The sequence below is a fragment of the Jiangella mangrovi genome (assembly GCF_014204975.1).
GTDB classification, from domain to species: domain Bacteria; phylum Actinomycetota; class Actinomycetes; order Jiangellales; family Jiangellaceae; genus Jiangella; species Jiangella mangrovi.
Genome location: NZ_JACHMM010000001.1, coordinates 5602383 through 5628989, shown reverse-complemented (window position 1 = coordinate 5628989; position 26607 = coordinate 5602383). Strand labels below are relative to the sequence as shown.

Genomic DNA, 26607 nt, shown 5'->3' with positions numbered 1-26607 from the left:
GAGGTCCTCGAGCCCGCCGACCGGGGCCAGCGGCCGGCCGACCAGCGCCGGCGCGAGGATCGTCTCGACGAAGTGGCGTGCGCTGACGCCGTCCTCGCCGCTCCAGATCGGCGTCGCGCTGACCTCGCCGAACCCCTCGACGCCGTCGCTGGTGACGACCTTGACCAGCAGGAAGTCGGAGCGGTCGTGCGCGCCGCGGGCGCCGTGGACCACGAGGTCCGGGTGCGCCTCCAGGCTGACGGCGGCCGTCTGGACGGCGGCGATCGTCGCCGTCATGCCGCCCCCAGCAGTCGCGCCGGGTTCTCGACCAGCATCGCGTGCCTCTGCTCCGCCGTGATGCCCCAGCCGTCGATCTCGCGGACCCGCGCGGCGGCGTAGTCCTGGCTGGCCTTGTCCGACAGCCCGGCGTCGGTGCCGAAGAGCACCTTCTCGCGCGGGGCCTCGGCCAGGATCGTGCGGGCGGCGTAGGGCGGCGTGCCGCAGATGCACAGGTAGAGGTTCGGGGTCTCCTGGGTCATCGCCAGCGCCTCGCGCCACAGGTCGTGCAGCCCGCCGTGGCCCAGCACCACGGGCAGCCGCGGGTGCCGCCGGGCCAGCGCGGCGATCTGCGACGGCGTCGAGTACGGCGGGGTGCCGTCGTGGCTGAGCAGGATGCCGCCGGCGCCCGTGACGACCTCGCAGATCGGGTCCAGCGCCGGCTCGTGCATGCTGAAGCCCTGCAGCCACGGGTGCAGCTTCATGCCCTTGAGGCCCAGCTCGCCGACCATCCGCTCGGTCTCGGCGACGGCGTCCGGGTCGCGCGGCGTGACGGTGCCGAACCCGGCCAGCCGGTCCGGGTAGGCGCGGACGAACGCCGCCAGCTCGTCGTTGGCCTCCGGCTTCGGGTTGAACAGGCCGTCGTGGCTCAGCACGACCGCGCGGTCGATGCCGCTGGCGTCCATGAAGCCGACGAACTCGTCGACCCCGAACGTCGCGCCGCCGAGCCAGCTGATGGTGTTCCAGGCCGGCGTGTGGGTGTGGAAGTCGATCACGCGGTCCTCACAGAGTCTCGGTCAGGCCGGCGAGGCAGTCGGCCAGGCCGGCGACGACGGTGTCGAGCCAGGCGCCGCCGTGCTCGGCACTCGCCCGCTCGGGGTGGTCGGTGTAGCCGTCGATGGCGGACCAGAGCTCGGCGGCGTGGACGGTGGCGCCGGTGGTGGCCTTGGCATGCGGCGGAGTCTCCCGGGGCTCGGCCGGGCCGGTCGCGGCCTCCGGGCGGACGGCGGCGACCAGCGACGTCTCGAACTCGCCGGCGTGCCCGGGGACGTTGACGCCGTCCGCGCCGCCGTTGCCCGCGAAGCGCCAGTAGTCGACGTGCGCGACGGCGAGCCGGTGCCGGGTCGAGGCGGCGGCCGCGGCGGCGTGGCAGACGCCGACGTTGCCGCCGTGCCCGTTGACCAGGACGACCCGGCGCCCGCCGGACTCCGCGACCGAGCGCAGCAGGTCGACCAGCACCGCGAGCAGCGTCTCGGGGGTCAGCGACAGCGTGCCGCCGAACGGCAGATGGTGGTCCGACGCGCCGAACCAGAGCGTGGGGGCGAGGACCAGCGAGCGGGCCGCCCGCTCGGCTGCGACGGCGGCGGCGCGCTCGGCCGCCGTCGCCGCCAGCAGCGCGTCGGTGCCGGTGGCCAGGTGCCGGCCGTGCTGTTCGGTGGCGCCGACCGGCAGCACCACGAGCGCCTCCGGCAGCGCCTCGTTCAGCGTCTCGCGGGACACGTCGGCCCAGCGCAGCAGCGTCATGCGGTGACTCCGTCCATGGCACGGGTGGCGACCCGTTCGGCGACGGCGAGCGCCGCCAGCCCGGCGTCGAGGTCGGGATCGGGGGCCACGGTGTCGCCGCGGACCAGCGCGGCGAACCGGGCCACCTGCAGGTCGAAGCAGCGTGGCCCGCGCTCGCCGGGGAACACGACGGTCTGCTCGCCGGCGGCCGTCTCGAGCCGCAGGTCGAACGTCGCGCCGTCCAGCGTCGCCAGCCCGCGCGGCCCGAGGAACGTCAGCTCGCAGCGGGGGAGCGCGTCGGTGAGCCAGCCGAACTCGGCGAGCACGCGGTGCCCGGCGGGGTGGCTCAGCCGAGCGCCGGTGAGGTTCGGCGCCGGGAGGTCGGCGTCGGTGCGCAGCGCCCAGGCGTCGTCGACGCTCAGCCCGCCCGGCCCGAGCAGGTGCGCCAGCCAGTCGAAGACGTGCGCACCCTCGTGCACGACCGGCATCCCGTGCGCGAGCGTGCCGCGGATGCGGTCCAGGTGCTCGCCGTCGGCGGGGTCGCGCCGCTCGTCGTAGATGTGCGCCCGCACCAGCAGCGGGCCGCCGAGGACACCGTCGCCGATCCAGCTCTCGAGCCGACGGATCGCGGGGTCGTGCCGGTAGGTGAGGCCGATCTGCAGCCGCGCCCGCTCGGCGGCGGTCAGCGCGTCGTAGACCGCCGCGGCCGCCACCGACGTCGCGACCGGCTTCTCGGCCAGCACGAACCTGCCGGCCCGCAGCGCGGCGATGGCGAGCTCAGGGGTGGCCCACGGCGGCGTGGCGAGGACGACGCCGTCGGGCCCGGTGGCGAGGGCGTCGTCGAGGCTCGAGCCGACGGCGACAACGCCGTCCACCAGCGCGGACGCCGCATCGCGGTGCGAGGCGACCGGGTCGGCGACGGCGACCAGCCGCACCTCGGCGGAGCGCAGCAGCGCCGGCAGGTGCGCACCGAGGCCGATGTCACCCAGGCCGACCAGCGCGACCGTGACCATCGACCCTCCCGAACAAGTTTCGCAATATCGAAATTAGAAACGCGAATACGAAGATAGAGTACCGGCGTCGCGGCCCGCAAGAGGTCGCGAGCGGCCCGTGACGTCAGCGCAGGTCGTCGAAGCCGAGCTTGCGCGAGACCGTCTTGCCGATCTCGACGACGCCGGCCAGGGCCTCCTTGCGGCGCTGGCCGGTGAGGTCGCGGGAGAACCCGGTGACGCCGACCGCGCCGGCCACCCGGCCGTCGGCGTCGAAGAACGGTGCGGCGACGCAGGCGATCTCGGCCTGCTCCTCCTCGTCCTCGAGGGCGTAGCCGCGCTTGCGGACGTCGGCGAGCTCGGCCAGGAACGCCTCGCGGGTCGGTTCGGCGGCGCGCGGGCCGCGGCCCGGCGTCAGGTGGCCGAGCAGCGGCTCGAGCTCGCGCTCGGGGAGGTGCGCGGAGATGGCCTTGCCCAGCGCAGTGAGGTTGAACGGCGCGACCTTGCCGGGGTAGGTGTCGAACTGGATGAACCCGGGCGTGGCGGCCTTGGCGACGTAGACGACGGAGTCGCCCGTCAGCACGCCGATGTGCACCGGCATGCCGACGAGGTCGGCCAGCTCGCGCAGCTCGCGCTGGGCCACCGACGACAGGTCGACCTTGCGGACCAGTTGCGTGGCCAGGCCGTAGAGTCGCAGCGTGGGCCGCCAGAAGTGGCTGCGGCCCACCACGCGGCGCTGGGCGTAGCCGCGCTGCTCGAGCGTGTAGACGATGGAGGCGCACGTGGCGAGCGGGATGTTGGTGCGCTTGGCCAGTGCGGTGAGGGTCATGCCCTCGTCGGAGTCGACCAGCGTCTCGAGCACCGTCAGCGCCCGTGCGACCGCCGGCGACGGCGCGCGGTCCTGACTCGCGCCGCCCTCGTTGACGTCATTGCCCGGCATACGTGCTCCCTGCGTCCGAGGCCCCGAGCCTACGGGATCTGCCCTGTGTCACTCTATCTTCTGTTTGCCGTAGGCAAGTTCGACAGTCTGAAGGAGACGTCCACGTGACCAGCGACGACCGCCACGCGTCCGCGCCCGCCACTCCGCCACCGGCCGGGCCGCAGCGCCCGTCCATCGCGGCCATCCGCCGGTACGGCGACCTGGTCGCCACGTCCGGCAAGACCGCCAACGGGCCCGACGGTGCACTGATCGCGTCCGGGCGCGTCGGCGACCAGGTCGACCTCGAGACCGGCCGGCAGTGCGCCTGGCAGTGCGCGGCCAACGTGCTCGAGACGCTGCGCACCGAACTCGGCAGCTTGGAGCAGGTGGCGGAGGTCGTCAAGCTCACCGTCTTCGTCGCCAGCGCGCCCGGCTTCATCGAGCAGCACCTGGTCGCCGACGCCGCGACGGCCTACGTCCAGCACGTCCTCGGCTCCGAGGTCGGTCTGCACGCGCGGTCGGCCATCGGCGTCGCCGAACTGCCCACCGGCAGCCCGGTCGAGGTGGAGGCGCTCGTCCGAGTCCGTTGATCCGCACCCGGCGGGCGGCCGCTGCGCCGTCCGCCGGGGTCTTGCCCTGCCGTTCGCTTCGCCGCTATTGTCTCGGTTATTCAGAAGATAACTTCGATATTCCGAAAGATCGATTCGACTTCTGAGGAGACACCGTGGCGCCACACGTGACCCGAAGAACGGCTCTGACCCTCGGCGGCGCGCTCGCCGGTGGGCTGATCGCGAATCCGGGGGTGGCCGCGGCCGCCCCCGGACCCGCCCTACGCACCGCCGCCGCCGGCGTGGGGCCGCACGGCTCCGGCGAGCCGACCGCTGAGCAGGCGAAGACCTGGTGGACGCCGCAGCGCCAGGTCTGGACCCCGGTCGGGTGGAAGGGACACCTGTTCCGGTTCGACGTGTTCTACAACGGGACGACGGTGTGCCAGCCGGCCGTCGCGCTGCCGCCGAGCAGCGCGCCGACGCTGAAGCCTTACCTCGCGCAGTACCGCGGCAAGGACTTCCAGCTGACGCCGGTGATGCCGCAGGGCGGTGGCATCCCGCCGCTGGCCGACGAGCCGTACTACCAGTACAAGGGCGACTACGGCGTCGGCATCCAGGGCTGGCGCGAGGACACCGAGACGCCCGTGCTGTGGACCGAGTGGCGCCGCCAGGAGGGCCTGGTGCTGCGGCAGTACTCGTTCGCGCACGTGCCCGGCGGGCAGCCGGTCGACGAGCCCGGCGGTCCGATCCATGCCTGGCAGCGCTACGCCGTCGAGTGGGTCGACGAGCACGACCGTCCCGACACCTTCACCTTCGCGCTGCGCCTCAGCCGCGTGTACCTGCAGCACTTCGTCGGCCCGCCGGAGCAGCAGGAGGCGTTCCTCACCATGCAGGTGACGCCGTCGGCCGCGCCGCTCGCCGGGTCGCTGCGCACGGATCGCATCTGGAACCCCGACGGCCGGCCGCTCACCGTCCGCGTGTTCGACGAGGCCGGCGCCGTCCGGATGATCGTCGGCACCCCGGCCGGCGCGACCATCGCGCTGGTCGAGGCCGAGGGCCACCCCGGCGTCTACGACCTGCGGCTGTCCGTGCCGGCCACGGAGGGCACGCACGTCGACGTGATGCTGCCCATGCTGGTGCAGCCGCGGGCCGACGCCGACGCCGCGTGGGCGCTCGGCTGGGACGGCGCGCTGGCCGAGTGCGAGGCGTTCTGGTCGCCGCAGCCGTCGTCGGCGTCGGCGATCTCGACGGGGGAGCGGCAGGTCGACCAGTTCTTCCGCCGCAGCGTCCAGCTGGCCGAGATCATCGCCGAGAAGAGCCCCGACACCGGGCAGTTCACGTTCCTCACCGGGTCGTTCGGCTACGACCTGCTGTGGAGCACACCCACGTCGATGATCAGCCACATGTTCCTCGACCTGCTCGGACGGCACGAGGTGGTCGACCGGCACACCGACCTGTTCCGCGCCGTGCAGGGCGTGCGGCAGCCACCGGGCGCGGCGTACCGGAACTTCAGCAACGCCGGGTTCTTCGCGACGCCGCTGTCGCTGCAGTCGTTCGACTGGCTCGGCGACCACGGGGCGATCCTCGAGGGCGCGGCCCGGCACGCGCTGTACAGCCACGACGAGGCGTTCCTGGACCGCTGGCTGGAGCCGATCGTCGCGGCCTGCGACTTCATCAAGCGTGCCTGCGACTACACCGAGCACGACGGCGTGCCCGGCCTGATGCCGGCGGCGGCGTCCAACGACACTGGCGTCGAGCAGCAGTCCATCTGGATCCAGGTGTGGAACTACAAGGGCCTGACCAGCTCCGTCCGGCTGCTGCGCCGGCTCGGGCACCCGCGGGCGGACGAGTTCGCCGCCGTCGCCGACCGGTTCCGCACGGCGTTCGCCGACGCGCTGCGGGCCGCCGCCGAGGACGCACCGACCTGGACCCACCCCGACGGCACCGAGCACCCCGTCCTGCCGACCAAGTTCATCGGGCCGGACAGCCCGTGGCCGTTCCTCGAGGCGTTCGACACCGGCGCGCTGACGGCGGTCTGGGCCGGCCTGCTCCCCGCCGACGACCCGCTGATGCGCGGGTACGTCGACTTCTTCCGCGTCGGCCCGAACACCCGCGTCTTCGACCCGCACCACCACACCGCGCTCGACCGCGTCATCCTCGACCACGAGCAGAGCAGCGGCGAGCCCTGCTACAGCTGGAACCTCTTCCACACCTGGCAGCTCGGCGACCGCGACCGCTTCCTCGAGGGGATGTACGGCCTGATCAGCGGCGCCGTCTCGCCGGACACCTTCATCTCCGGCGAGCACCGCAACGCGATGTACGGGACGCTGTTCGTCCAGCCGCTCATCACCTGGGCCGCACGGCACGCCGTCATCGACGACAGCCTCGTGGACGACGAGATCCACCTGCTGCGGCTGTGCCCGCTGGCCTGGATCCGCGACGACCACGAGACCCGGTTCGAGCGGATGCCGACGCTGCACGGCCCGGTGTCGCTGCGGTTCCGGCTGTCCGAGGACGGCCAGTCGCTCACCGTCGCCTATGAGGGCTCGTGGGCCGACGGCCACGGGCCGCGCCGGACCCTGCTGCACCCGCCGGCCATCCCCGGCCTGAAGTGGGTCCTGGTCAACCGGCAGCGCTACGCCGCCGATGACGTCATCGTCCTCAAGCCCGGCCGCTAAGGAGATCGCCTCATGAGACGCTCCCTTCCGCTCGTGCTCGCCGCGGTGCTGGTCGCCGGTGTCGGCGCCGCCGCCGTGCCGTCGTCCGCCGCTCCCCGTCCCAAGCCGCACCGGACCGTCGTCCTCGATGCCGCCTGGTCGGCGCCCGCCCCGTCGTCGTTGCGAGCCCGGTCGCTCGCCGTCCCGGTGCCGGGCGACGTCACCGGCGACGGCCTGGCCGACGCCGTCGTCCGCGATCCCGGCCCGGACTCCGGCGCCCTGCGCGTCTACGCCCACGACGGCAGCCCCGCCGGCGCCAACCCCTGGCCGTCGTTCACCGTGGCCGACGGCGACTGGGATTTCGCCGACGTGCTGCAGGTCGCCGACGTCACCGGCGACGGTCTGCCCGACGTCGTCGCCCGCGACCCCGAGGCCGGCAACGGCACGCTGTGGATCTACCCGAACTCCGGGTCCGAGGACGACCCGTGGCCGTCCCGGGTGTCCGCCGGGACGAACTGGAACACCTACGACCAGATCCTGCTCTCCGACGTCACCGGCGACGCCCGGCCGGACCTGATGACCCGCGAGCCCGGCGCGGCCGCCGGGACGCTCTGGATCCACCCGCACAGCGGCGCGACCTCGGGCAACCCGTGGACCCGGCCGCGGTACTGGGCCGGCACCGGCTGGAACCTCGCCACCGTCATGACCCCGGCCGACGTCACCGGCGACGGCAACGGCGACATCGTCGTGCGCGACGGGTCCGGCGCGCTCTGGATCTACCCGCACAACGGGACCACCACCGCCAACCCGTACACGTCGCGCTACGGCGCCGGCACCGGCTGGAACCTGGCGACGATCCTCATCACCGCCGACGCGACCGGCGACGGGCGGCCCGACGTCGTGATCCGCGACGAGTCCGGGGCGCTCTGGGTGTACCCGCACAGCGGCGCGCCCGGCGGGACCAACCCGTACACCGTCCCCCGGTACGCCGCCGGCACCGGCTGGGATGCGTCCGACGCGCTGCTGGCCGCCGACGTCACCGGCGACGGACGGTCCGACCTGCTGGGGCGCGCGCACGCCGGCGACCTGTGGGTGTACCCGACGGCGGCGAGCGGCGGCGCCGACGGCCCCTGGCCGGAGCGGTTCGCGGCCGGGTCGCGGTGGGCGTTCGAGAACGCGCTCCTGCTCGGCGACGTCACCGGCGACGGCCGGCCGGACCTGGTGGCGCGCGACCGAGCCGCGACCAACGGCACGCTCTGGGTCTACCCGAACACCGGCGCGACGGCGTCGGACCCGTGGACGGCGCCGCGGTTCTTCGCCGGCACCGGCTGGAACACCGTCACCGAGCTGGCGCTGGGCGACCTCACCGGCGACGGCAAGCCGGATCTGCTGGCCCGCGACCGCCGCGGCGAGCTCTGGATCTACCCGCACAACGGCTCGACCGGCGGCGGCTCGAACCCGTGGGCCGCGGGGCGGCGCTGGGCCGGCAGCGGCTGGTCGACGGCGGTGACGCTGAAGCTGGCCGACGTCGACGGCGACGGCCGCCCCGACCTCGTCGACCACGAGCAGGACGGCACGCTCTGGGTCTACCCGACCGACGGCGCGGCCCCGATGCAGGTCGGCGGCGACTGGTCGGACGCGGACGTGCTGGCCGCCGGCGACGTCACCGGCGACGGCCGGCCCGACCTCGTCAGCCGCGACGCCGGCGGCGATCTCTGGCTGCACCCGCACGACGGCTCGTCGGACGGCTCGGACCCGTGGACCGCCCGCGAGCCGGCCGGCTCCGGCTGGTCCTTCGCCTCGGCGTTCCTGCTCTGACCCCCGACGAACACTGACGACCCACCGACCCGAGGAGCCCCCATGACTCGATCGGCCTGTCTGACCGCCCTGCTCACCAGCATCGTGCTGGCGCTCGGCCTGCTGCCCGCGAGCGGAGCCGCAGCCGCCCCCGTCCCCTCCGCCGCCGAGCCGTTGCCACCGGACACCTTCCTGTCGGCGATGACCGGCGGGAACACCGTCGCGTCGCTGATCTGCGAGGAGGAGCCGCGCACCGACGGCTACCGCCACGTCGATACCCCGGCGATGATCCAGCGGCTGGAACAGCTCAACGTCACCATGTACACCTACGGCGTCTGGGACATGGCCACCGACTGGGAGGACCTGACCGAGGAGTTCGATGCCGGCCGCCCAGGCCGCCGGCATCGACATCATGGTCTACATCGTCCCGCCGTCGGAGTGCTTCCTGCGCCCGGAGCCACACCTCGACGGCCGCTGCTCCCGTCCGTTCGACATGGACTACGTGGCGTGGGCGCGCGCCATCGCCGAGCTGTCCGTCGAGTTCCCGAACGTGAAGTCGTGGGGCATCGACGACTTCCTGTCCGGCCCGGTGAACCAGGCCCTCTTCACCCCCGAGTACCTCGCCGAGGTGCGGGCCGCGCAGGACGCCGTCAACCCGGACCTGAAGTGGTACGTCACGCTGTACCACGGTGAGATCAACCCCGAGAGCATGGAGCGCATCGACGGCGCGCTCGACGGCGTCATCTACCCGTACAACTCCATCGCCAACACCATCGACCCGACGGAGCTGGAGTACCGGCTCGACACCGCGCTCGAGGTGACCCAGCCGGCCGGGCAGGAGCTCGTGCTGCTGGTCTACAACGGCCGGTTCCTCGACGGCATCATCCACCCCGACGAGCGCTACGCCGCGGAGGTCCTCGACCGCGCCGAGCCGTACGTGCGCGACGGCCGCATCACCGGCGTCATCGCCTACGCCGGGCCGATCGACCTGGACAAGCATGCGCCGAGCTGGGACCACTGGGGCCACACCGGGTACGGCAGCCTGAGTCTCAGCGTCAGCAACTTCGTCAGCACTGCCAACGGCGCCTTCGCGTCGGCGTCGCAGGTCGTCGCCGTCGACCCCGCCGCCGGGACCAAGACGCTGAGCTTCCGCCACCACGACCCCGACGAGGGCGGGCTGACCGGCTACCAGTTCAAGCAGGTGCTGGTGAACGGCGAGGTGGTGTGGAACCAGGACATCGTCGGCGATGCCCGCGACACCTGGATCGACGCCACCGTCGACCTCACCGACGCGCTGGCCGGGCTGACGGAGGCGACCGTCACGTTCCGGCTCTACCACCAGACCGGCATCGGGTGGTGGCCGCACGACCTGCGCATCGACGACGTCACCGGCTCCGGCCTGACGGTGGTGAACGGCGGGTTCGAGACTCCGTCGGACTGGACGATGAACCGGAGCGGGCCGAACATGCAGCCCTACATCGACGTCTACCACCCGGACCGCCCGACACGGGTCTTCAACGAGATCTCCGCCGGCTACGCCCGTTACCAGGGCCTCCCGTTCGCGCCGGTCCGCGGCGGCGACTGGCCGAGCCTGCGCACGTCGCCCGAGAACCGCGCGATGTACGGCAACGGCCGGCTGGAGTTCACGGTGCCGGCGAACACCCCGGTGCCGGCCGGGACGTGCGCGTCGGTCTGGCAGCAGGTCGACGTCGAACCCGGCCTGCCGCGCTACGAGATCGACTTCTGGCACGCCGACCCGTACCAGGTGAAGTACGACCAGTACTTCAAGCAGATCCTGATCGACGGCGACGTGCTGTGGGACCGCGACGCCGGCGACTGGTGGCCCTGGTTCTACATGCAGGGCTCGGAGCACCAGGGCGCCATCAACGCGACGGAGTTCGTGCAGGGCAAGGACTCGGTGAAGCTGGAGTTCCGGTTTTTGCACCAAGAACGCCGTCCCGGAGCTCGACATCGAGTACGGCGTCGACGCCGTCCGCACCATCGGCCTCGACCTGGTCAACGGCGGCTTCGAGAGCGACTACGGCTGGACGGTGGAGCCGTCCGGGCCCATCACGGCGGCGGTCGCGGTGCACGGCCCGTGCGAGGCCGCCGACGCGACGGTGCTGCGGGGGAGCGTGGCCGGCCCGGTCACCGTCGACGGCGTCACCTGCCTCGACGACGCGGTGGTGACCGGCCCGGTGAACGTGCGGCCGGGCGGATCGCTGTACGTGTCCGGCGGGACGGTGACCGGCCCGATCCGCTCGTCCGGCGCGGTGTCGGTGGTGATGATGGGCACGCGAGTCACGGGGCCTGTCGACGTCAGCGGCACGACGGGCGAGGTCGACCTCGACCACGCCACGATCACCGGCCCGGTGCGGCTCACCGGCAACGTCACGAACGGCGCCCCGAACCGGCTGGTCGCGTCGACCATCACCGGGCCGCTCACCTGCACCGGCAACGATCCCGCGGTGACCGGCGCCCGCAACGACACCCGCGGCCCCACGCGCGGCGAGTGCCAGGATTTCTAGCAGCAACCATCCCGTCCGCCCTCGGAATGATCACGTTCACCACGGAATCCCGTGCTCCACTAGGCCTGCAGGCCTAGTGGAGCACGGGTAATCCTGGTGGTGGCTCAGCCGTCAGCCCGGGAAGCGCTTGCCGCACACGTCACCACGATTGCCCGCCCCCCAACACGCTTACAGGCGTAGTACGGCACGGGATTTCGTGGTGAACGTGATCATTCCGGGGCGGGGCGGCGGCGGCCGGCCGGGCGCGCGACGCGGGTCTCAGATCACAACGGCCGGTCGCGCCCTGCCTCGAGGAGGGCGTGACCGGCCGTCGTTGCTTCGTGCTGCTTACTTGTCCGAGGTCGGGTCGTCGACCAGTTCGGCGTCGACGACGTCGTCGGACTTGCTGGAGCCGCCGACCGCGGGGGTCGGGTCGACCGGGGCCAGGCCGCCCAGCAGGCTGCGCAGCTGGCTGAGGTGCGCGGTGATGCTGTCGCGCTGCCGGTTGAGCTCGGCGACCTCGCGCTTGGCGGCGGTCAGCGTGGACGTCGCCTCGGACTTGGCCTCGCCGACGGTGTTCTCGGCGTGCGCCTTGGCCTCGGCGACGAGCTGCTCGGCGTTGCGCTTGGCGCCGGCGACCAGGGCCTTGGCCTGCTCGTCGGCCTCGCGGCGGACCTTCTCGGCGCGCTCGTGCGCGGCGGCCGCACGGGCCTCGGCGTCGGCGGCGCGGTTCTCGGCGTCGTGCACCAGCTTCTGCGTCTCGGCGACCGAAGCCTCGTAGCGCTCGTTGATCTCGCGCTCGAGCTCTTCGCGCTTGGAGACGAGGAGCAGCTCGTGCTCGGTGTTCTCCTTCTCGGCCTTCAGCTGCGCCTCGTCGAGGATCGCCTGGGCCTTGGCGCGCATGGACTCGGCCTCGCGCTTGGCGGTGGTGCGCTGGTCGTCGACCTCGCGCTTCGCCGTGGCGCGCATCTCGGTGACCTCGCGCTCGGCGACGGCACGGAGCCGGCTCAGCTCGCGCTCGGCCTGCGCCCGGCGCTCGCTGGTCTCGTGGTCGATGGCCGAGCGGACCTTGGCGGCCTCGCGCTTGGCGGTCTCGACGAGGTTGGACGCCTCGCGGTTGGCGGCCGAGCGGACCTCTTCGGCCTCGATGCGGGCCTCGTCGATGAGCTCGTCGGCGCCGCGCTTGGCGTTGGCCTGGAGCTCACTGACCTCGTTCTCCGCCGCCGTGCGCAGCTCGGTCGCCATGACCTGCGCCTCGGCCCGCGTCTCGCTGGCCTCGGCGTCGGCCTGGGCGATGAGCTCGCTGGCCTGCTCTTCGGCGAGGCGGAGAAGCTGCTCGATCCGGGCACCGAGCCCGGAGTAGGTCGGTCGTTCGACCTCGCGGAGCTCGGTGCTGGCCTCGGCCAGCTCCTGACGGAGCCGGACGACCTGCTTGTCGAGCTCGTTGGCGCGGCCGCGCGTCTGCGCGAGCGTCGCCTCCAGTTGCCGTACGTGCTGCTCGACCTGGATCCGGTCGAAGCCACGCATCGCGATGGTGAACCCGCCCGTCGGCGAGCCGTCGAAGATCGACAGGCCGTCCGCGCCCATCTCCCTGACCGCTACTTCCCTTACCTCGCTCATGTTCTCCCTCATCGGGGGTGCCACCCCGGTGGGGCAGGCACGCGTCACTTTGTCAGTCGAAATCCGTCGAGGTGCTTGCCCGGGTCTTCCCCGTCACGGACGCCGAGCCCCTCGAATAGCAACGCAGATTACTCCGAAACTGCGCTGTTGCCGATGGCGGTGGACGTCCGCACACCGCGGGCTGTGGCTCGAAGGGGTTCGGTCTGACGAGTCGGGTTTCGGCATCCCTCCGGAGGTCGACCTCTGGCCTCCAAGGTGCACACGTTAGTTGTCCAAATGCGAACTCACCACCGGTTGGGACAGATCCGCCGAATTCTCGTCCCGATGCCTCCGCAACGTAATGTTCCGGACATGGGTCTGTTCACCACGATCGACCACGTCGGGGTGGCGGTCGCCGACCTCGACACCGCCGTGGCCTGGTACGCCGAGCACTTCGGCATGCAGCTGGAACACCAGGAGACCAACGAGGAGCAGGGCGTCCGCGAGGCCATGCTCCGGGTGTCCGACGGCGACGACGGCCCCCGCCTGCAGCTGCTCGCGCCGCTGCGTCCGGACTCCGCCATCGCGGCGTTCCTCGACTCCCGCGGGCCCGGCATCCAGCAGCTGGCCTACCGCGTCGACGACGTCGAGGCGGCCGCCGCCACGCTGCGCGCCCAGGGACTGCGGGTGCTCTACGACACCGCCCGCCGCGGCACCGCGGGCTCGCTGGTGAACTTCGTCCACCCCAAGGACGCCGGCGGCGTGCTGGTCGAGCTGGTGCAGCCCGCCGATCAGGCCGCCGCCCATTGACCGCACGGCGTTACCGTTGGCTTGGAACCGTCAGAGAGGACGCACGCACATGGCCGTCATCGCCGGTGGGGCACGTACCCCGATCGGGAAGCTGCTCGGTTCGCTGGCCGGCTTCTCCGGCACCGACCTCGGCGGGTTCGCCATCAAGGCCGCGCTCGAGCGCTCCGGCGTCGCGCCCGGCCAGGTCGACTACGTCATCATGGGCCAGGTGCTGCAGGCCGGCGCCGGGCAGATCTCCGCGCGGCAGGCCGCCGTCAACGCCGGCATCCCCATGACGGTCCCCGCGCTCACCATCAACAAGGTGTGCCTGTCCGGCCTCGACGCCATCGCGCTCGCGGCCCAGCTCATCCGCGCGGGCGAGTTCGAGATCGTCGTCGCGGGCGGCATGGAGTCCATGACCAACGCGCCGCACCTGCTGCCCAAGTCGCGGCAGGGCTTCAAGTTCGGCGACGTCACCATGCTCGACCACATGTCCTACGACGGCCTGTACGACGTCTTCACCGACCAGGCCATGGGGGCGTTGACGGAGTCGGCCAACCGCGAGCTGACCCGCGAGGAGCAGGACGAGTTCTCCGCCGCCTCGCACCAGCGCGCGGCCGCCGCCTGGAAGAACGGCCTGTTCGCCGACGAGGTCGTTCCCGTCTCCGTGCCGCAGCGCAAGGGAGAAGCGGTCGTCGTGACTCGCGACGAGGGCATCCGCGCCGACACCACCGCCGAGTCGCTGGCCCGGCTGAAGCCGAGCTTCCGCCCCGACGGCACCATCACCGCCGGCTCGGCGTCGCAGCTGTCCGACGGCGCCGCCGCGGTCGTCGTCATGAGCGAGGCGAAGGCGGCCGAGCTCGGCGTCACGCCCATCGCCCGGATCGGTGCGCACGGCGTCGTCGCCGGCCCCGACTCCACGCTGCAGAGCCAGCCGGCCCGCGCCATCCAGGCCGCCTGCGCCAAGGAGGGCATCGACCCCGGCGACCTCGACCTCGTCGAGATCAACGAGGCGTTCGCCGCCGTCGGCATCGCCAGCACGCGCGAGCTCGGCCTCGACCCCGCGAAGGTCAACGTCAACGGCGGCGCCATCGCCCTGGGCCACCCCATCGGCATGTCCGGCGCGCGGCTCGTCCTGCACCTGGCGCTCGAGCTCGGCCGCCGCGGCGGCGGGGTCGGCGCGGCCGCGCTGTGCGGGGGCGGCGGCCAGGGCGACGCGCTGGTCCTGCGAGTGCCGTGACCGATCTCGTCGAGCGGGCGGTGGGCGGCGATCCGCGTGCCGTCGCCCGGCTGGTCTCGCTGGTCGAGAACGGCTCGCCGGAGCTGCGCGACATCACGGCGCGGCTGGTCACGCACGCCGGGTCGGCGGCCGTCGTCGGCATCACCGGCGCGCCCGGCGTCGGCAAGTCCACCGTCACGTCGGCGCTCGTCGGCGCCTACCGCGCGCAGGACCTGAAGGTCGGCGTGCTGGCCGTCGACCCGTCGTCGCCGTTCACCGGCGGCGCGCTGCTGGGCGACCGCGTGCGCATGCAGGACCACGCCACCGACCGCGGCGTGTTCATCCGGTCCATGGCCACCCGCGGGCACCTCGGCGGGCTCGCCTGGGCCACGCCGCAGGCGGTCCGCGTCCTCGACGCCGCCGGCTGCGACGTCGTCCTCGTCGAGACCGTCGGCGTCGGGCAGTCCGAGGTCGACGTCGCCGCGCTCGCCGACACCACCCTGGTGCTGCTGGCGCCGGGCATGGGCGACGGCGTCCAGGCCGCGAAGGCGGGCATCCTCGAGGTCGGCGACGTCTTCGTCGTCAACAAGGCCGACCGCGACGGCGCCGAGCAGGTGGTCCGCGACCTGCGCAGCACCGTCCGGCTGGCCGAGCGGGCGCCCGGCGACTGGCGCCAGCCCATCGTCAGCACCGTCGCGTCGCGGGGCGAGGGCATCGGCGAGCTGGCCGACGCCGTCGCCGCCCACCGCGCGTGGGCCGAGGAGAGCGGCGAGGCGCTGCGCCGCCGGACCCGCCGGGCCCGCGACGAGATCGAGGCGATCGCCGTCACCGACCTGCGCCGCCGGTTCGCCGCCCTGCACGGCGACGAGCGGCTCGACGACCTCGCGCAGAGCGTCCTCGCGGGCGAGCTCGATCCGTACGCCGCAGCGGAGAAGATCGTCGCCGCCGTGTCATGATCCGGCGTGGCGTTGGGGTCCTGGTGCGCGGGTGAGGTACAAAGTCAGGAAGCAGCGCGCGTGGCGGACCTCGTCAGCGCGCCCCGGGTGCGAAAGGATGATGCAGTGAGGAAAGCGCTCATCATCCTGGGAATCGCCTTTCTGGTGTACTTCGTCCTGACGGAGCCCGAAGGCCTGGCCGACCTGCTCAGTGAGCTCGGCGGCGGCATCGCCGACTTCTTCGACGGCGTCATGACGTTCTTCACCGAGTTGTTCTAGTCCCGCCATGTGGACGCCCAAGAGGACGGTCGACGGGCTCACCGACGGGTTCGTCCGCTGGCTCGACCGCGTCGCCGAGGACGGGCTGCTCCGGCTGTTCTGGCGCAACTTCACCTCGTGGTTCGGGCACCGGCTGGTCAAGCGCAAGCTCGTCGCCGGTGAAGAGATCGTCGCCGAGTGCAAGCACAGCGCCATCCTGTACGCGCTGCCCGCACTGGCCGCGCTGGGCGGCATCCTGCTGCTCATCGTCGCGCCGTTCATGGAGGCCCGGACGGCGTGGCTGCCGCTGGCCGCCGCCGCGGGCCTGCTGGGCTGGGCGCTGATCAAGTCGCTGTACGTGGCCCGCGACCGCTTCGTCGTCACCGACTCCCGGGTGTTCCGCGTGTGGGGGCTGTTCTCCCTCAACGAGGCCGAGATGGAGATCGTCCGGCTGCTCGACATCACCGTCGTGCGGCCGTGGTGGCTGCGGCCGTTCCGCTCGGGCCACCTCGTCCTCGAGAACGCCGCCCAGGAGCAGGGCGTGCGCGACATCCACTTCATCCCGCGGCCCAACGACGTCGCCCGGGTCATCCACGCCCTGCGCCGCGAGGCGACCGGCGCGTCCGCCCCCGCGGCCGAGGAGCCCAAGAAGAAGAACCCGCGGCGGCCCGACCATCCGCGCAACCCGGGACCGGTCTCCGCCAGGCGGCGGCAGGGCGTCTACTAGGGTCCATCCTTATGGCGGAGCCACTGGACCTGGACTTCGACCCGATCGACCGCGCCGCGTCGATCTGGCGGGAGCGGTTCGGCCCGTCCGACGCCATGGCCGCGGCCACGTCGATCATGCGGGTGCAGCAGTTGCTCATCGGCGAGTTCGACCGCATCTGCCGCCCGTACGGCCTCACCTTCGCCCGCTACGAGGCGCTCGTGCTGCTCAGCTTCAGCCGCACCGGCGCGCTGCCCATGGCGAAGATCGGCGAGCGGCTCATGGTGCACCCCACCAGCGTCACCAACACCATCCAGCGGCTCGAGGGCGCCGGCTTCGTCACCCGCGAGCCCAACCCGCGCGACGGCCGCGGCACGCTCGCGCGCATCACGCAGTCCGGGCGCGACGCCGTCGGCCGCGTCACCACCGAGCTCATGGAGGCGGAGTTCGGGCTGCGCGCGCTCGGCGGCGACGACCGCAAGCAGGTGTTCGACCTGCTGCGCGGGCTGCGGGTAGCGGCCGGCGACTTCACCGACTGACCGACTTCACCGACTGAGCGCGGTGAACCCGTCGACGTAGTCGTCGGTGGTGACGCCGAACAGGTGCCGTTGTATCACCAGGCCGACCATGACGCCGTACATCGTGCGCGCGACGTGATCCGGGTCGGCGCCAGGCGGGAGGTGGCCGGCCTCGAGCCAGCGTTCGGCGAGCTGGCGCCAGCGGCCGACCAGGCGGTCGGCGATGGTCGTGACGATGCCGCGGATCTCGGTGTCGCGGACCGCCTCGGCCCACACGTGCAGCGCGATCTTCGTCCTGTCGATCTCGTCGCCCGACGTCACCTCGGTGAGGTGGACCAGCGTGCGGCGCAGCGCCGCGGCCGGCGGCGGGACGGGGTCGGTGGCGAGCATCTCGAGGAACACGTCGTCGGCGATGCCCGCGATGCCCTCGGCCGTGGTGCGGACCAGATCGGCCTTGCTGGGGAAGTAGCGGTAGACCGCCCCGGCCGACAGCCCCGACTCCGCGAAGACGTCCTGCATGGACGTGGCGTGGAAGCCTTGCCGGGCGAAGCAGCGCCAGGCGGCCTCGAGGATCTGCTGCCGGCGGGCGGCGAGGTGTGCTTCGGAGACACGGGGCATGGATCACATCATAAAACGAACGATCGTTCTTGACACGACGGCGGGCCGGGTGGAGCATGGCGGTATTGAAGAACGATCGTCCGTTTTAGTTTCTGGAGGGAACCATGCGCAGGGTCATCGGCATCGCGCTGGGCCTGTCCGTCGTCCTCGGCGTCCTGGTCACGGCGTTCGTCTGGCCGAGCTCCGAGATTGCGCCCCGCGACGTGCCGATCGCCGTCGCGGGGCCGCCCGAGGCCGTCTCCGCGGTGTCGGAGCGGCTCGACCAGGCCGTGCCGGGCGGCTTCTCCGTGTCCGGCGTGGCCTCGGCCGACGAAGCGCGCTCGGCCATCGCCGACCGCGACGTCTACGGCGCGATCGTGCTGTCGCCGTCGGGTGCTCCGGAGGTGCTGACGGCGTCGGCGGCGGGACCCGTGGTGGCACAGTTGCTGGACGGTGTAGCGGTACAGCTGGCGTCGGGTTCGGGGGATGCCGCCGGCCCGGTCGTCGAGGACGTCGCGCCGCTGCCGTCCGGCGACCCGCGGGGGACGGGCTTCAGCGCCGGCGCGCTGCCGATGGTCATGGGCGGGCTGGCGGTGGGTGCCGCCATGGCGCTCACGGTGACCGGGGTGCGGCGCCGGGTCCTGGGCGCCGGGCTGGCCGCCGTGGGTGGCGCGGCGGTGGCCGTGCTGGTCGTGCAGACCTGGCTCGGGGTGCTGGCCGGGAGCTGGCTCGCCAACGCCGGCGCCTTCGCCCTGACGATCGCCGCCGTGTCGGTCACGGTCGTGGGGCTGCACGCGGTGCTCGGCGAGCGCGGGCTCGGCCTGGGAGCGTTGCTGTTCCTGCTGGTCGGCAACCCGCTGTCCGGGGTCACCTCGGCGCCGGAGCTGCTGCCGTCGGGCTGGGGCGCCTTCGGCCAGTACCTGCCGCCGGGCGCGGGCGGCTCGCTGCTGCGGTCGACCTCCTACTTCGACGGCGCCGCCGCCGGGCAGCCGCTGTTGGTGCTGGGGGCGTGGATCGTGGTGGGGCTGCTGCTGGCGGCCCTGGGGTCGCGCGGGGCCCCCGAGCCCGCGGAAGGTGACGCCGTCGCCGTCGAGCCGGCACCGCTGGCCCCTGCTCGCTGACGACCCCCATGATCATGTCCGCTCGCGGGCGCTGACGCGCCGCGAGCGGACATGATCAACCTCGCTCCGTCACGCCCATGGTCGCGATCGTCCTCGATGACGAAAGTCGTCCTCGCGGAGGGGGGAGCACGGTTTCCGCCATCGAGGACGGCTCGCGCCGTCGATGTGGCGTTGCTGTTGCCGGGGCGACAGCGGACTCACGTCGTTCGCGCAGCGATGCCGCCACGATTCCTGCGAGCGACCGCCGCGAGGACGTTCCCGTCATCGAGGTCGGCTTGGCTCGAGGAGTCTCGGTCGGGTCGCCGCGGCTGACGTTGTGAGGTTGATGCGAGATCGATGTGGCGTTGCTGTTGCCGGGGCGACAGCGGACTCACGTCGTTCGCGCAGCGATGCCGCATAGAGGCGCCGCGAGCGGACATGATCAACTGGTTCGGCCTAGCGGCGGACCCAGGAGTCGGGGCGTTTCTGCAGCTCGTCGACGTGCTGGGGGAGGTGGTCGGCGATGACGTCGGCGACCGTCGTGTGCTCGAGAACCTCGCGCAGGCTGGCCCGGACCGCGACCCAGACCCGGGTCAGCGGCTGCGCCGGCCCCGGGTAGATGGTGTCCTCGGGTGGCATGCCGCGCACGGCGGCCAGCGGGCCTTCCGTGGCGCGGACGATGTCGGCGAGGGTGATCTCGTTGGCGGGCTTGGTGAGGCGATAGCCGCCGGTGGCCCCGCGCTGGGCGTCGAGGATGCCGGCGCGGCGGAGGTCGCCGAGGATGGTCTCGAGGAACTTTCCGGGGATGTCCTGTGCGTCGGCCAGCTGCTGCCGGGTGGCCGACGCCGGCTGCAGCGAGGCGAGCTGGACCACCGCCCGGACGGCGTAGTCGGCGCGCGCTGTGATGTGCACGAGCCCGATCATCCCATTGCGAGTACGATGGAGCCAGTTAATAGGACGTCCAACTAATATGGAGACCCCATCATGGATGCCCGTTCTATGCGTGCCAGAGCATTGCGCAAGCCCGAGGTTGACGAAATTGCTGCCGGCCGCCGGCGCTGGCGGGAACGTCTCGACGCCGCGGTCGCCGCCGGCAAGGTGCGCGACGCCGACTTCACCACGCTGTCCGGCACCGAGGTCGACCCCGTCTACGGGCCGCCCGAGGGTGCCGACGACCCCAGGTTCGAGCGCATCGGCTGGCCGGGCGAGTACCCGTTCACCCGCGGGCTCTACTCCACCGGCTACCGCGGCCGGGCGTGGACCATCCGCCAGTTCGCCGGGTTCGGCAACGCGAAGCAGACCAACGAGCGCTACCAGATGATCCTGCGCTCCGGCGGCGGCGGGCTGTCGGTGGCGTTCGACATGCCGACGCTCATGGGCCGCGACTCCGACGACGCGCGCAGCCTCGGCGAGGTGGGCCACTGCGGCGTCGCCATCGACTCCGCGGCCGACATGGACGTGCTGTTCGACGGCATCCCGCTCGGCGACGTCACCACGTCCATGACCATCAGCGGCCCGGCCGTCCCGATCTTCTGCATGTACGTCGTCGCCGCGGAACGGCAGGGTGTCGCCGTCGGCGATCTCAACGGGACGCTGCAGACCGACATCTTCAAGGAGTACATCGCGCAGAAGGAGTGGCTGTTCGAGCCCGAGCCGCACCTGCGCCTCATCGGCGACGTCATGGAGTACTGCGCGTCGTCGGTGCCGGACTACAAGCCGCTGTCGGTGTCGGGCTACCACATCCGCGAGGCCGGCTCGACGGCGGCGCAGGAGCTCGCGTTCACGCTCGCCGACGGGTTCGGCTACGTCGAGCTCGGCCTGTCGCGGGGGTTGGATGTCGACGTGTTCGCGCCCGGGCTCTCGTTCTTCTTCGACGCCCATGTCGACTTCTTCGAAGAGATCGCCAAGTTCCGCGCCGCGCGCCGTATCTGGGCCCGCTGGATGCGCGACGTGTACGGGGCTCGTACCGAGAAGGCGCAGTGGCTGCGGTTCCACACCCAGACCGCCGGCGTCTCGCTCACCGGCCAGCAGCCCTACAACAACGTGGTCCGGACGGCGGTCGAGGCGCTCGCCGCCGTGCTGGGCGGGACGAACTCGCTGCACACCAACGCCTTGGACGAGGTCCTGGCGCTGCCGACGGAGTCCGCCGCCGAGATCGCGCTGCGCACCCAGCAGGTGCTCATGGAAGAGACCGGCGTCACCAACGTCGCCGACCCCCTCGGCGGCTCCTGGTACGTCGAGGCGCTCACCGACCGGCTCGAGGCCGAGGCAGAGGAGATCTTCTCCCGCATCCGCTCCATGGGCGCCGACGACGTGCGCTGGCAGCAGACCTACGGGCCGATGACCGCCGGCATCCTGCACGGCATCGACAACGGCTGGTTCACCGGTGAGATCGCAGAATCGGCGTTCCAGCACCAGCAGCGGGTCGAGAAGGGCGACAAGCGCGTCGTCGGCGTCAACGTCCACACCGGCAGCGTCACCGGCGAGCTCGACATCCTCCGGGTGTCGCACGAGGTCGAGGACGAGCAACGCTCGGTGCTGGCTCGTCGTCGTGCCGCACGTGACGACGCGGCTGTTCGTTCCGCGCTGGCTGCGATGGTCGCGGTGGCGCGGACGTCGGAGAACCTCGTCCCGTCCATGCTCGACGCCGTCCGCGCCGAGGCCACGCTCGGCGAGATCTGCGACGCCCTGCGGGCCGAGTGGGGCGTGTACTCCGAGCCCGCCCGCTTCTGAGGTTGCGCTGGGTCCCCCCGTCCCCCTGCTGGCCAAGAACCCGGCAGCTATCAGGGGGACGGGGGGAGTCTGGCGACGGGTGGGTGGCTCGTTGCTGGCTGCGGCTGGTCGTCTTCACTAGCGCCGGCCGACTTCACTACCGAAAACCGTCTTCTGAGCTCCGGCTGGGGCGCAGAAGACGGTTCTGGCTAGAGCGTGTCTCCTATATGCGCGCCCATGTGATGCAGGCGGACAGCACGACGGCGGCGCGGTAGGTGATCGCGAGCTTGTCGTAGCGGGTGGCCAGTCCTCGCCATTGCTTGATCAGAGCGAAGGAGCGTTCGACGACGTTGCGCTGCTTGTAGGTCTGCTCGTCCAGGGCCGGAGGTCGCCCGCCGGCCGAGCCCTTGCGTTTGCGGGCGGCGATCTCGTTCTTCTTCTGCGGGATCACGGCCTTGATGTGCCGGGCTGCGAGCATCTGGCGGTTGACGCCGGAGGTGTAGGCGCGGTCGGCGATCACCGCGTCCGGGGTGGTGCGGGCCCGGCCCGGCCCCAGGCGAGGGACGCGGATGTCGGCCAGCACCTCGGTAAGCATCACGCCATCGTTGCGCTGCCCGCCGGTGATGACCGCGGCCAGCGGGCGGCCGTGTCCATCCACCGCAAAGTGGATCTTGCTGGTCAGTCCGCCACGCGACTTGCCGATACCGTGACCTGCAGGTTCACGTTCCCCGCCGATCGGGCTAGGAACGAACCCGTCAGGCTGACTCGTGTGATTCGCCCGCGCCCCCCGTGTCCCGCTCCGGGCGCGTGGTGTTCGTGGCGTGCTGGTGGGCACGGTTGATCGTGGCGTCCACCGACACCGTCCAATCGATCTGACCAGCGGCGTCCGCCTGGGCAAGCAGCCCGGCCAGCACCTTGTCCCAGGTCCCATCCTCGGCGTATCGGCGGTGCCGCTTCCAGACCGTCTTCCACGGCCCGAATGGCTCTCGGGGCAGGTCCCGCCACGGGATCCCGGTCCGGTACCGGTAGACGATCCCCTCCACCACCCGCCGGTTATCCCAGAACGGGTGGCCCCGCCGCCCCGCGTTCGACGGCAGCAACGGCTCGATCTGCTCCCACTGAGCATCGGTCAACGACTCAAACCGAGACGAACTCACACTGCGATCATGCAGCGCGACTCATCACAGATATGGGAGACACACCCTAGTGAAGTCGGCTCTGCGTAGTGAAGTCGGGCCCTGGCCCGGCGGTAGTCCGCGATGTGGGATTTCCGGGCGTTTCCCGGGCCGCCCACCAGGATCACCCGAGCATCACGAGGTCTGCAGGCCTGGTGTGGCAGGGGTTTGGGTGGTGAACGTGATCATCTCGGACCCGGGCGGAACCGCGGGCACCGCTGGACTGCCCGCCACCGATCTGTCACCATGCGGGCACCAGCGCTCCGCCGTCCGGGGAGGCCGGATGCTCGTTCCGATGCTGCTCGCGGCCATGATCGCCGTCCTGCTCGCGCACGGGTTCCTGTTACGACGGCGGGCCCGCCGCGACGATCCCGCCCACCCGGCAACAGCCGCATCATCGGTCCAACCGGCCCGAGCGCACGCCGTCGACGCGCGGCATTGGAACAGTGCGTACTGGGACTGAGCGACCCGTGTGGCAGCGGCGCGCATGATCGGGGGAGGATAGGGCCATGAGCTCGCAGAGTTTCAGCCGCCCCGGCGCCGTCGACCTGTCCGCCCTGAACGGGGGCGCCCAGCCGCAGCGGTCCGCGCCGGGTTCCGCAGGCGGTGGCTTCGTCATCGACGTCACCGAGGAGACGTTCCAGTCCGAGGTGCTCACCCGGTCCATGTCGGTGCCCGTGGTCATCGACTTCTGGGCCACGTGGTGTGAACCCTGCAAGACACTGTCGCCCATTCTCGAGCGCCTGGCCGCCCAGTACGAGGGCCGGTTCCTGCTCGCGAAGATCGACGTCGACGCCAACCAGGCCATCGCGCAGGCCGCGCAGGTGCAGAGCATCCCGACGGTCGTCGCGGTGCTGCGCGGGCAGCTGGTGCCGCTGTTCCAGGGTGCCATTCCCGAGGCGCAGGCGCAGCAGGTCATCGAGCAGCTGCTGCAGATGGCGGTCGCCAACGGCGTCGCCGGCCGGGCCGACCCCGTCCCGGGGGCGGGCGGCGAGGTGGAGGCCGACGGCGAGGTCGAGGACGAGCCCATCGACCCGCGGTTCGAGGCCGCCTATGACGCCATCAACGCCGGCGACTTCGACAAGGCGGCCGAGGCCTACCGGACGGTGCTCGCCGAGTCGCCGGCCGACGCCGAGGCGAAGGCCGGGCTGGCCCAGGTCGAGCTGCTGCGCCGCACTGCGGGCGCCGACGCCGGTGCCGCCATCGCGGCCGCCGACGCCGACCCCGCCGACGTCGACGCGCAGCTGCTGGCGGCCGACATCGAGGTGGTGTCGGGCCGGGTCGACCAGGCGTTCGACCGGCTCATCGGCACCATCCGGCGCGTCTTCGGCGACGACCGCGAGCGGCTGCGGGCGCGCGTGGTCGAGCTGTTCGACATCGTCGGCGGCACCGACCCGCGGGTCGTGAAGGCGCGGTCGGCGCTCGCCAGCGCGCTGTTCTGAGCCGACGCTAGGACGACGGCGGCAGCTCGAGCGGGCCGGCGAACACGTCGCCGAGCCCGCGGCCGCCGCCGAAGGTCAGCCCCGTGACCAGCAGGCCGCTGCCGCCGTCGCCGCCGAGGTAGAGGTTCGACTCGTCCCACTCGTCGGCGCCGTCGCGTTCCGGCGTGCCGTACTGCGCGCGCGTGCGCACCTGGCCGCGGCTGCCGAGCGTGCTCACGACGACGTCCACGCCGCCGGCGGCCACGCCCACGCGGCCGTCGGTGTGCCCGGCGACGGTGATCGCCCCGGCCGCGTCGACGTGCACGGCGGCGGCCCGGTCGTCGCCGTCGGTGCCGTCCTGGGTGATCCAGCGGGCCCGGCCCGACGACGTCACCGCGACGGCCAGCTGGTCGTTGCCGCCCGCGCTCGCCGCGCCCAGCAGGCCGCCGGTGTGCCCGACGGCGACCACGCCCTGCGTCGGCAGCGGTGCCAGCGCGGTGAACTGGTCGGACTCCGTGGTGCCGAACTGGCTCAGCCAGTCCTGCTTCCCGTCGGCCGAGAACCGGGCCACCCACGCGTCCAGGCCGCCGTTCGCCGTCGCGCCCGGCATGGCCTGTGAGGTCACGCCGGCGACGTACACCCGCCGGTCCGCGCCGACGGTGACGGCGAGCGCCTTGTCCTCGCCCGGGCCGCCGAGCTGCCGGGTCCACAGCAGCGCGCCGTCGGCGGAGAACCGGGCCAGCAGCGCGTCCTTGTCGCCGGCGTTCGCAGTGCCGCCGACGCTGCCGCTGGTGTACCCGGCGACGTAGAGCCCGCCATCGGCCGCCGGGACGCTCGCGTAGGCGCGGTCGGCCGCTGCCGGGTCGCCGAACTGCGTCACCCACTCGACGGCGCCTGCGGCCGAGACCTCGGCGGCGAAAGCGTCGTCGCGGCTGTTGTCCGGGTGCCGTCCGTCCAGGTCACCTCGGGTGTACCCGGCGGTGAGCACGCCGCTGCCGGCCGCCGCGTGGACGCCGTAGACGCGGTCGGCCGCCGGCGTGGCGAGCCGCAGCGTCCACCCGCCGTCAGAGCTGAGCACCGCGTCGGCGCCCTCGTTGACGGCGGTGACCGTCTGCCCGTCCGGGGTGACGGCGATGCCGCCGGCGCGATCGTCAGCGGCCGTGCCCACGACCGATCCCGGCAGGGGCAGCGGGTCGGAGGTGCGCAGATGGCCGGCGAGGTCGGCCAGCCCTTCGCGGAAGCCGGCGCGCCAGACGTCCCAGTCGTGCCCGCCGTCCATGATCCGCAGCTCGGCCGTGACGCCGTCGACCCGCCGCGCGGCGTTGTAGAGCCGGGCCGACTCGAAGTCGATGTCGTGCTGGGCGTCCTCGGGGGCGGGGTTCGCCCACTCGTCGTCGCCGACCGCCACGAACAGGTGCGTCGGCAGTTCCGGGTCGGCGTCGGCCAGCAGCGCCGGATAGTTGAGCGACGTGTAGACGGCATCGTCGAACAGCGCGTCGCCGACGCCGAACGCGCCGAACTCGCGCGCCGACGAGTCCGACGGCGGCAGCGGCACGTAGACCGCCGGTGACAGCACCAGGCCGGCGGCGAACAGGTCCTGGCGGGCGAGCGCGTAGCGCAGTGCGCCGTAGCCGCCCATCGAGTAACCGCCGACGGCGCGCGCGTCGCGGTCGTCGACGGTGCGGTAGGTGGCGTCGACGTGCGCGACGAGGTCCTGCGTCAGCGCGGTCTCGACGGCGGCCCCGCCGGTGTGCCGGGAGTCGACGTACCAGTTGCCGCGCTCGCTCCACGGCGCGTCCGGCATGACCACGACGAGCGGCGGGACGGCGCCGTCGGCGATGAGCTCGTCGAGGTCCGTGCTCACCTGCTGCCAGGCGGCCATGGTGTCGCCGCGGCCGTGCAGCAGGTAGAGCGTCGCGTACTCGTCGTCGCCCGCGTCGTAGCCGGCCGGCAGGTAGGCGGCGTAGTCGACGGGGGCGCCGGCGGCTCCGGCCGGGGCGGTTCCGGTGACGACGGTGCCACGTGCGGGTTCCGCGGCGGTGGCAGACCGATCCGCCGCGGGCTCGTCGGAAATGGCGACGTGTGCCGCCGCGAGCAGCAACGATGCGGCCGCCAGCGCGGTCGCCCGGGTCCGTGCCGACATGCGTCGCTCCTTTGCGCCGTGCGAGTCATGGGGTTGGTGGAAACGTTTCCGAGTCGGCCCGCATGCTGCCGCCGTCGTCGAACAGGGAAGTCGGCGCAACTCCAGCACGCCCGTGACCGAACCGTCAAGACCCGGGTCGGACGGCGCCGGGTCACGGGTTCGTCACGCCGACTTGACGCGAACCCGTCGGGCGCGGTTCGATGGCTGACACATCCCGGAAACGTTTCCCGCCTCGCCGCGCAGGACAGGTCGGAAACGAT

Annotated in this window: 23 protein-coding genes and 1 pseudogene; 14 read left to right on the top strand and 10 right to left on the bottom strand. The window is 72.4% G+C overall.

Features of this window, described 5'->3' with window-relative positions:
* Positions 1-15: 15 nt before the first annotated feature.
* From HD601_RS36035 to HD601_RS26070, 5 genes and pseudogenes are all read right to left on the bottom strand, one after another.
* Positions 16-276, bottom strand: a pseudogene (locus HD601_RS36035) (mandelate racemase); the annotation flags it as partial.
* Positions 273-1031 carry an amidohydrolase family protein gene (locus HD601_RS26085; protein WP_184826905.1) on the bottom strand — a complete coding sequence of 253 codons (759 nt, stop codon included), beginning with the start codon at positions 1029-1031 and terminating at the stop codon, positions 273-275. The pseudogene HD601_RS36035 and the gene HD601_RS26085, both read right to left, overlap by 4 nt.
* Before the next feature lie 7 nt (positions 1032-1038).
* A complete protein-coding gene (locus HD601_RS26080; RefSeq protein WP_184826903.1) occupies positions 1039-1779 on the bottom strand; it encodes a creatininase family protein in 741 nt (246 codons plus the stop codon).
* Positions 1776-2771: a Gfo/Idh/MocA family protein gene (locus HD601_RS26075; protein ID WP_184826901.1), complete on the bottom strand. Its 996-nt coding sequence runs from the start codon at positions 2769-2771 to the stop codon at positions 1776-1778. The genes HD601_RS26080 and HD601_RS26075 overlap by 4 nt, the downstream gene beginning before the upstream one ends.
* Positions 2772-2874: 103 nt before the next feature.
* Positions 2875-3687: an IclR family transcriptional regulator gene (locus HD601_RS26070; protein ID WP_184826899.1), complete on the bottom strand. Its 813-nt coding sequence runs from the start codon at positions 3685-3687 to the stop codon at positions 2875-2877.
* Between the two features lie 104 nt (positions 3688-3791).
* Between HD601_RS26070 and HD601_RS26065 the strand changes: the two genes are divergently transcribed.
* The 4 genes from HD601_RS26065 (at position 3792) to HD601_RS26050 (ending at position 11273) form a co-directional block, all read left to right on the top strand.
* Complete coding sequence (locus tag HD601_RS26065; RefSeq protein WP_184826897.1) at positions 3792-4256, top strand: Rid family hydrolase; 465 nt, start codon at positions 3792-3794, stop codon at positions 4254-4256.
* A gap of 146 nt (positions 4257-4402) precedes the next feature.
* Positions 4403-6892 carry a hypothetical protein gene (locus tag HD601_RS26060; RefSeq protein ID WP_184826894.1) on the top strand — a complete coding sequence of 830 codons (2490 nt, stop codon included), beginning with the start codon at positions 4403-4405 and terminating at the stop codon, positions 6890-6892.
* Between the two features lie 12 nt (positions 6893-6904).
* Entirely contained in the window at positions 6905-8689 is a 1785-nt protein-coding gene (locus HD601_RS26055) for an FG-GAP repeat domain-containing protein (RefSeq protein WP_184826892.1), read from the top strand.
* Positions 8690-9047: 358 nt separating this feature from the next.
* Positions 9048-11273 (top strand): hypothetical protein, encoded by a 2226-nt coding sequence (locus HD601_RS26050; protein ID WP_184826890.1) that lies wholly within the window; start codon positions 9048-9050, stop codon positions 11271-11273.
* A gap of 250 nt (positions 11274-11523) precedes the next feature.
* Here the strand turns inward: HD601_RS26050 and HD601_RS26045 are convergent, their stop codons facing one another.
* Positions 11524-12795: a coiled-coil domain-containing protein gene (locus HD601_RS26045; protein WP_184826888.1), complete on the bottom strand. Its 1272-nt coding sequence runs from the start codon at positions 12793-12795 to the stop codon at positions 11524-11526.
* Positions 12796-13146: 351 nt separating this feature from the next.
* Between HD601_RS26045 and mce the strand changes: the two genes are divergently transcribed.
* The 6 genes from mce (at position 13147) to HD601_RS26015 (ending at position 17220) form a co-directional block, all read left to right on the top strand.
* On the top strand, positions 13147-13584 hold the full coding sequence (gene mce, locus HD601_RS26040; RefSeq protein WP_221441313.1) for a methylmalonyl-CoA epimerase: 438 nt from the start codon (positions 13147-13149) through the stop codon (positions 13582-13584).
* Positions 13585-13633: 49 nt separating this feature from the next.
* Positions 13634-14803 carry an acetyl-CoA C-acetyltransferase gene (locus tag HD601_RS26035; RefSeq protein WP_184826883.1) on the top strand — a complete coding sequence of 390 codons (1170 nt, stop codon included), beginning with the start codon at positions 13634-13636 and terminating at the stop codon, positions 14801-14803.
* Entirely contained in the window at positions 14800-15738 is a 939-nt protein-coding gene (gene meaB, locus HD601_RS26030; protein ID WP_184826882.1) for a methylmalonyl Co-A mutase-associated GTPase MeaB, read from the top strand. The genes HD601_RS26035 and meaB overlap by 4 nt, the downstream gene beginning before the upstream one ends.
* Before the next feature lie 105 nt (positions 15739-15843).
* Complete coding sequence (locus HD601_RS26025) at positions 15844-15996, top strand: hypothetical protein (RefSeq protein WP_169790522.1); 153 nt, start codon at positions 15844-15846, stop codon at positions 15994-15996.
* A 7-nt stretch (positions 15997-16003) separates the two neighbouring features.
* Entirely contained in the window at positions 16004-16702 is a 699-nt protein-coding gene (locus HD601_RS26020) for a PH domain-containing protein (RefSeq protein ID WP_184826880.1), read from the top strand.
* An 11-nt stretch (positions 16703-16713) separates the two neighbouring features.
* Positions 16714-17220, top strand: coding sequence for a MarR family winged helix-turn-helix transcriptional regulator (locus tag HD601_RS26015; RefSeq protein WP_184826877.1), 507 nt, complete (start codon positions 16714-16716; stop codon positions 17218-17220).
* 6 nt (positions 17221-17226) lie between these two features.
* Here the strand turns inward: HD601_RS26015 and HD601_RS26010 are convergent, their stop codons facing one another.
* On the bottom strand, positions 17227-17817 hold the full coding sequence (locus HD601_RS26010; protein WP_184826875.1) for a TetR/AcrR family transcriptional regulator: 591 nt from the start codon (positions 17815-17817) through the stop codon (positions 17227-17229).
* A 104-nt stretch (positions 17818-17921) separates the two neighbouring features.
* On the opposite strand from HD601_RS26010, the gene HD601_RS26005 reads away from it, so the two are divergent.
* Positions 17922-18917, top strand: coding sequence for a hypothetical protein (locus HD601_RS26005; protein WP_184826873.1), 996 nt, complete (start codon positions 17922-17924; stop codon positions 18915-18917).
* Between the two features lie 435 nt (positions 18918-19352).
* On the opposite strand, the gene HD601_RS26000 is transcribed toward HD601_RS26005, so the two are convergent.
* Positions 19353-19808 (bottom strand): Rrf2 family transcriptional regulator, encoded by a 456-nt coding sequence (locus HD601_RS26000; RefSeq protein ID WP_184826871.1) that lies wholly within the window; start codon positions 19806-19808, stop codon positions 19353-19355.
* Between the two features lie 87 nt (positions 19809-19895).
* On the opposite strand from HD601_RS26000, the gene icmA reads away from it, so the two are divergent.
* Positions 19896-21629, top strand: a complete 1734-nt coding sequence (gene icmA / locus HD601_RS25995; protein ID WP_184830186.1) for a coenzyme B12-dependent isobutyryl-CoA mutase large subunit — start codon at positions 19896-19898, stop codon at positions 21627-21629.
* A 202-nt stretch (positions 21630-21831) separates the two neighbouring features.
* Here the strand turns inward: icmA and HD601_RS25990 are convergent.
* Positions 21832-22765 (bottom strand): IS5 family transposase gene (locus HD601_RS25990; RefSeq protein ID WP_425503369.1). Its coding sequence is split into 2 segments (ribosomal slippage): positions 21832-22384 and positions 22383-22765, totalling 936 coding nucleotides; the frame shifts between segments, so codons are not numbered across the junction.
* A gap of 301 nt (positions 22766-23066) precedes the next feature.
* Here HD601_RS25990 and HD601_RS25985 point away from each other — a divergent pair.
* Together HD601_RS25985 and HD601_RS25980 are read left to right on the top strand one after the other, a co-directional pair.
* Positions 23067-23246 carry a hypothetical protein gene (locus HD601_RS25985; RefSeq protein WP_184826869.1) on the top strand — a complete coding sequence of 60 codons (180 nt, stop codon included), beginning with the start codon at positions 23067-23069 and terminating at the stop codon, positions 23244-23246.
* 46 nt (positions 23247-23292) lie between these two features.
* Positions 23293-24225, top strand: a complete 933-nt coding sequence (locus HD601_RS25980; RefSeq protein WP_184826867.1) for a tetratricopeptide repeat protein — start codon at positions 23293-23295, stop codon at positions 24223-24225.
* 7 nt (positions 24226-24232) lie between these two features.
* On the opposite strand, the gene HD601_RS25975 is transcribed toward HD601_RS25980, so the two are convergent.
* Complete coding sequence (locus tag HD601_RS25975; protein ID WP_184826865.1) at positions 24233-26347, bottom strand: alpha/beta hydrolase-fold protein; 2115 nt, start codon at positions 26345-26347, stop codon at positions 24233-24235.
* Between the last annotated feature and the right edge of the window lie 260 nt (positions 26348-26607).

Coding starts and splice junctions, on each gene's coding strand:
- HD601_RS26050 (WP_184826890.1), top strand. CDS start 9,048: ATGCCGGCCGCCCAGGCCGCCGGCATCGACATCATGGTCTACATCGTC.
- HD601_RS26070 (WP_184826899.1), bottom strand. CDS start 3,687: ATGCCGGGCAATGACGTCAACGAGGGCGGCGCGAGTCAGGACCGCGCG.
- HD601_RS25985 (WP_184826869.1), top strand. CDS start 23,067: ATGCTCGTTCCGATGCTGCTCGCGGCCATGATCGCCGTCCTGCTCGCG.
- HD601_RS26045 (WP_184826888.1), bottom strand. CDS start 12,795: ATGAGCGAGGTAAGGGAAGTAGCGGTCAGGGAGATGGGCGCGGACGGC.
- HD601_RS26010 (WP_184826875.1), bottom strand. CDS start 17,817: ATGCCCCGTGTCTCCGAAGCACACCTCGCCGCCCGCCGGCAGCAGATC.
- HD601_RS26005 (WP_184826873.1), top strand. CDS start 17,922: ATGCGCAGGGTCATCGGCATCGCGCTGGGCCTGTCCGTCGTCCTCGGC.
- HD601_RS25975 (WP_184826865.1), bottom strand. CDS start 26,347: ATGTCGGCACGGACCCGGGCGACCGCGCTGGCGGCCGCATCGTTGCTG.
- HD601_RS26035 (WP_184826883.1), top strand. CDS start 13,634: ATGGCCGTCATCGCCGGTGGGGCACGTACCCCGATCGGGAAGCTGCTC.
- HD601_RS25980 (WP_184826867.1), top strand. CDS start 23,293: ATGAGCTCGCAGAGTTTCAGCCGCCCCGGCGCCGTCGACCTGTCCGCC.
- HD601_RS26015 (WP_184826877.1), top strand. CDS start 16,714: ATGGCGGAGCCACTGGACCTGGACTTCGACCCGATCGACCGCGCCGCG.
- HD601_RS26080 (WP_184826903.1), bottom strand. CDS start 1,779: ATGACGCTGCTGCGCTGGGCCGACGTGTCCCGCGAGACGCTGAACGAG.
- HD601_RS26075 (WP_184826901.1), bottom strand. CDS start 2,771: ATGGTCACGGTCGCGCTGGTCGGCCTGGGTGACATCGGCCTCGGTGCG.
- HD601_RS26020 (WP_184826880.1), top strand. CDS start 16,004: ATGTGGACGCCCAAGAGGACGGTCGACGGGCTCACCGACGGGTTCGTC.
- icmA (WP_184830186.1), top strand. CDS start 19,896: ATGCGTGCCAGAGCATTGCGCAAGCCCGAGGTTGACGAAATTGCTGCC.
- HD601_RS26055 (WP_184826892.1), top strand. CDS start 6,905: ATGAGACGCTCCCTTCCGCTCGTGCTCGCCGCGGTGCTGGTCGCCGGT.
- mce (WP_221441313.1), top strand. CDS start 13,147: ATGGGTCTGTTCACCACGATCGACCACGTCGGGGTGGCGGTCGCCGAC.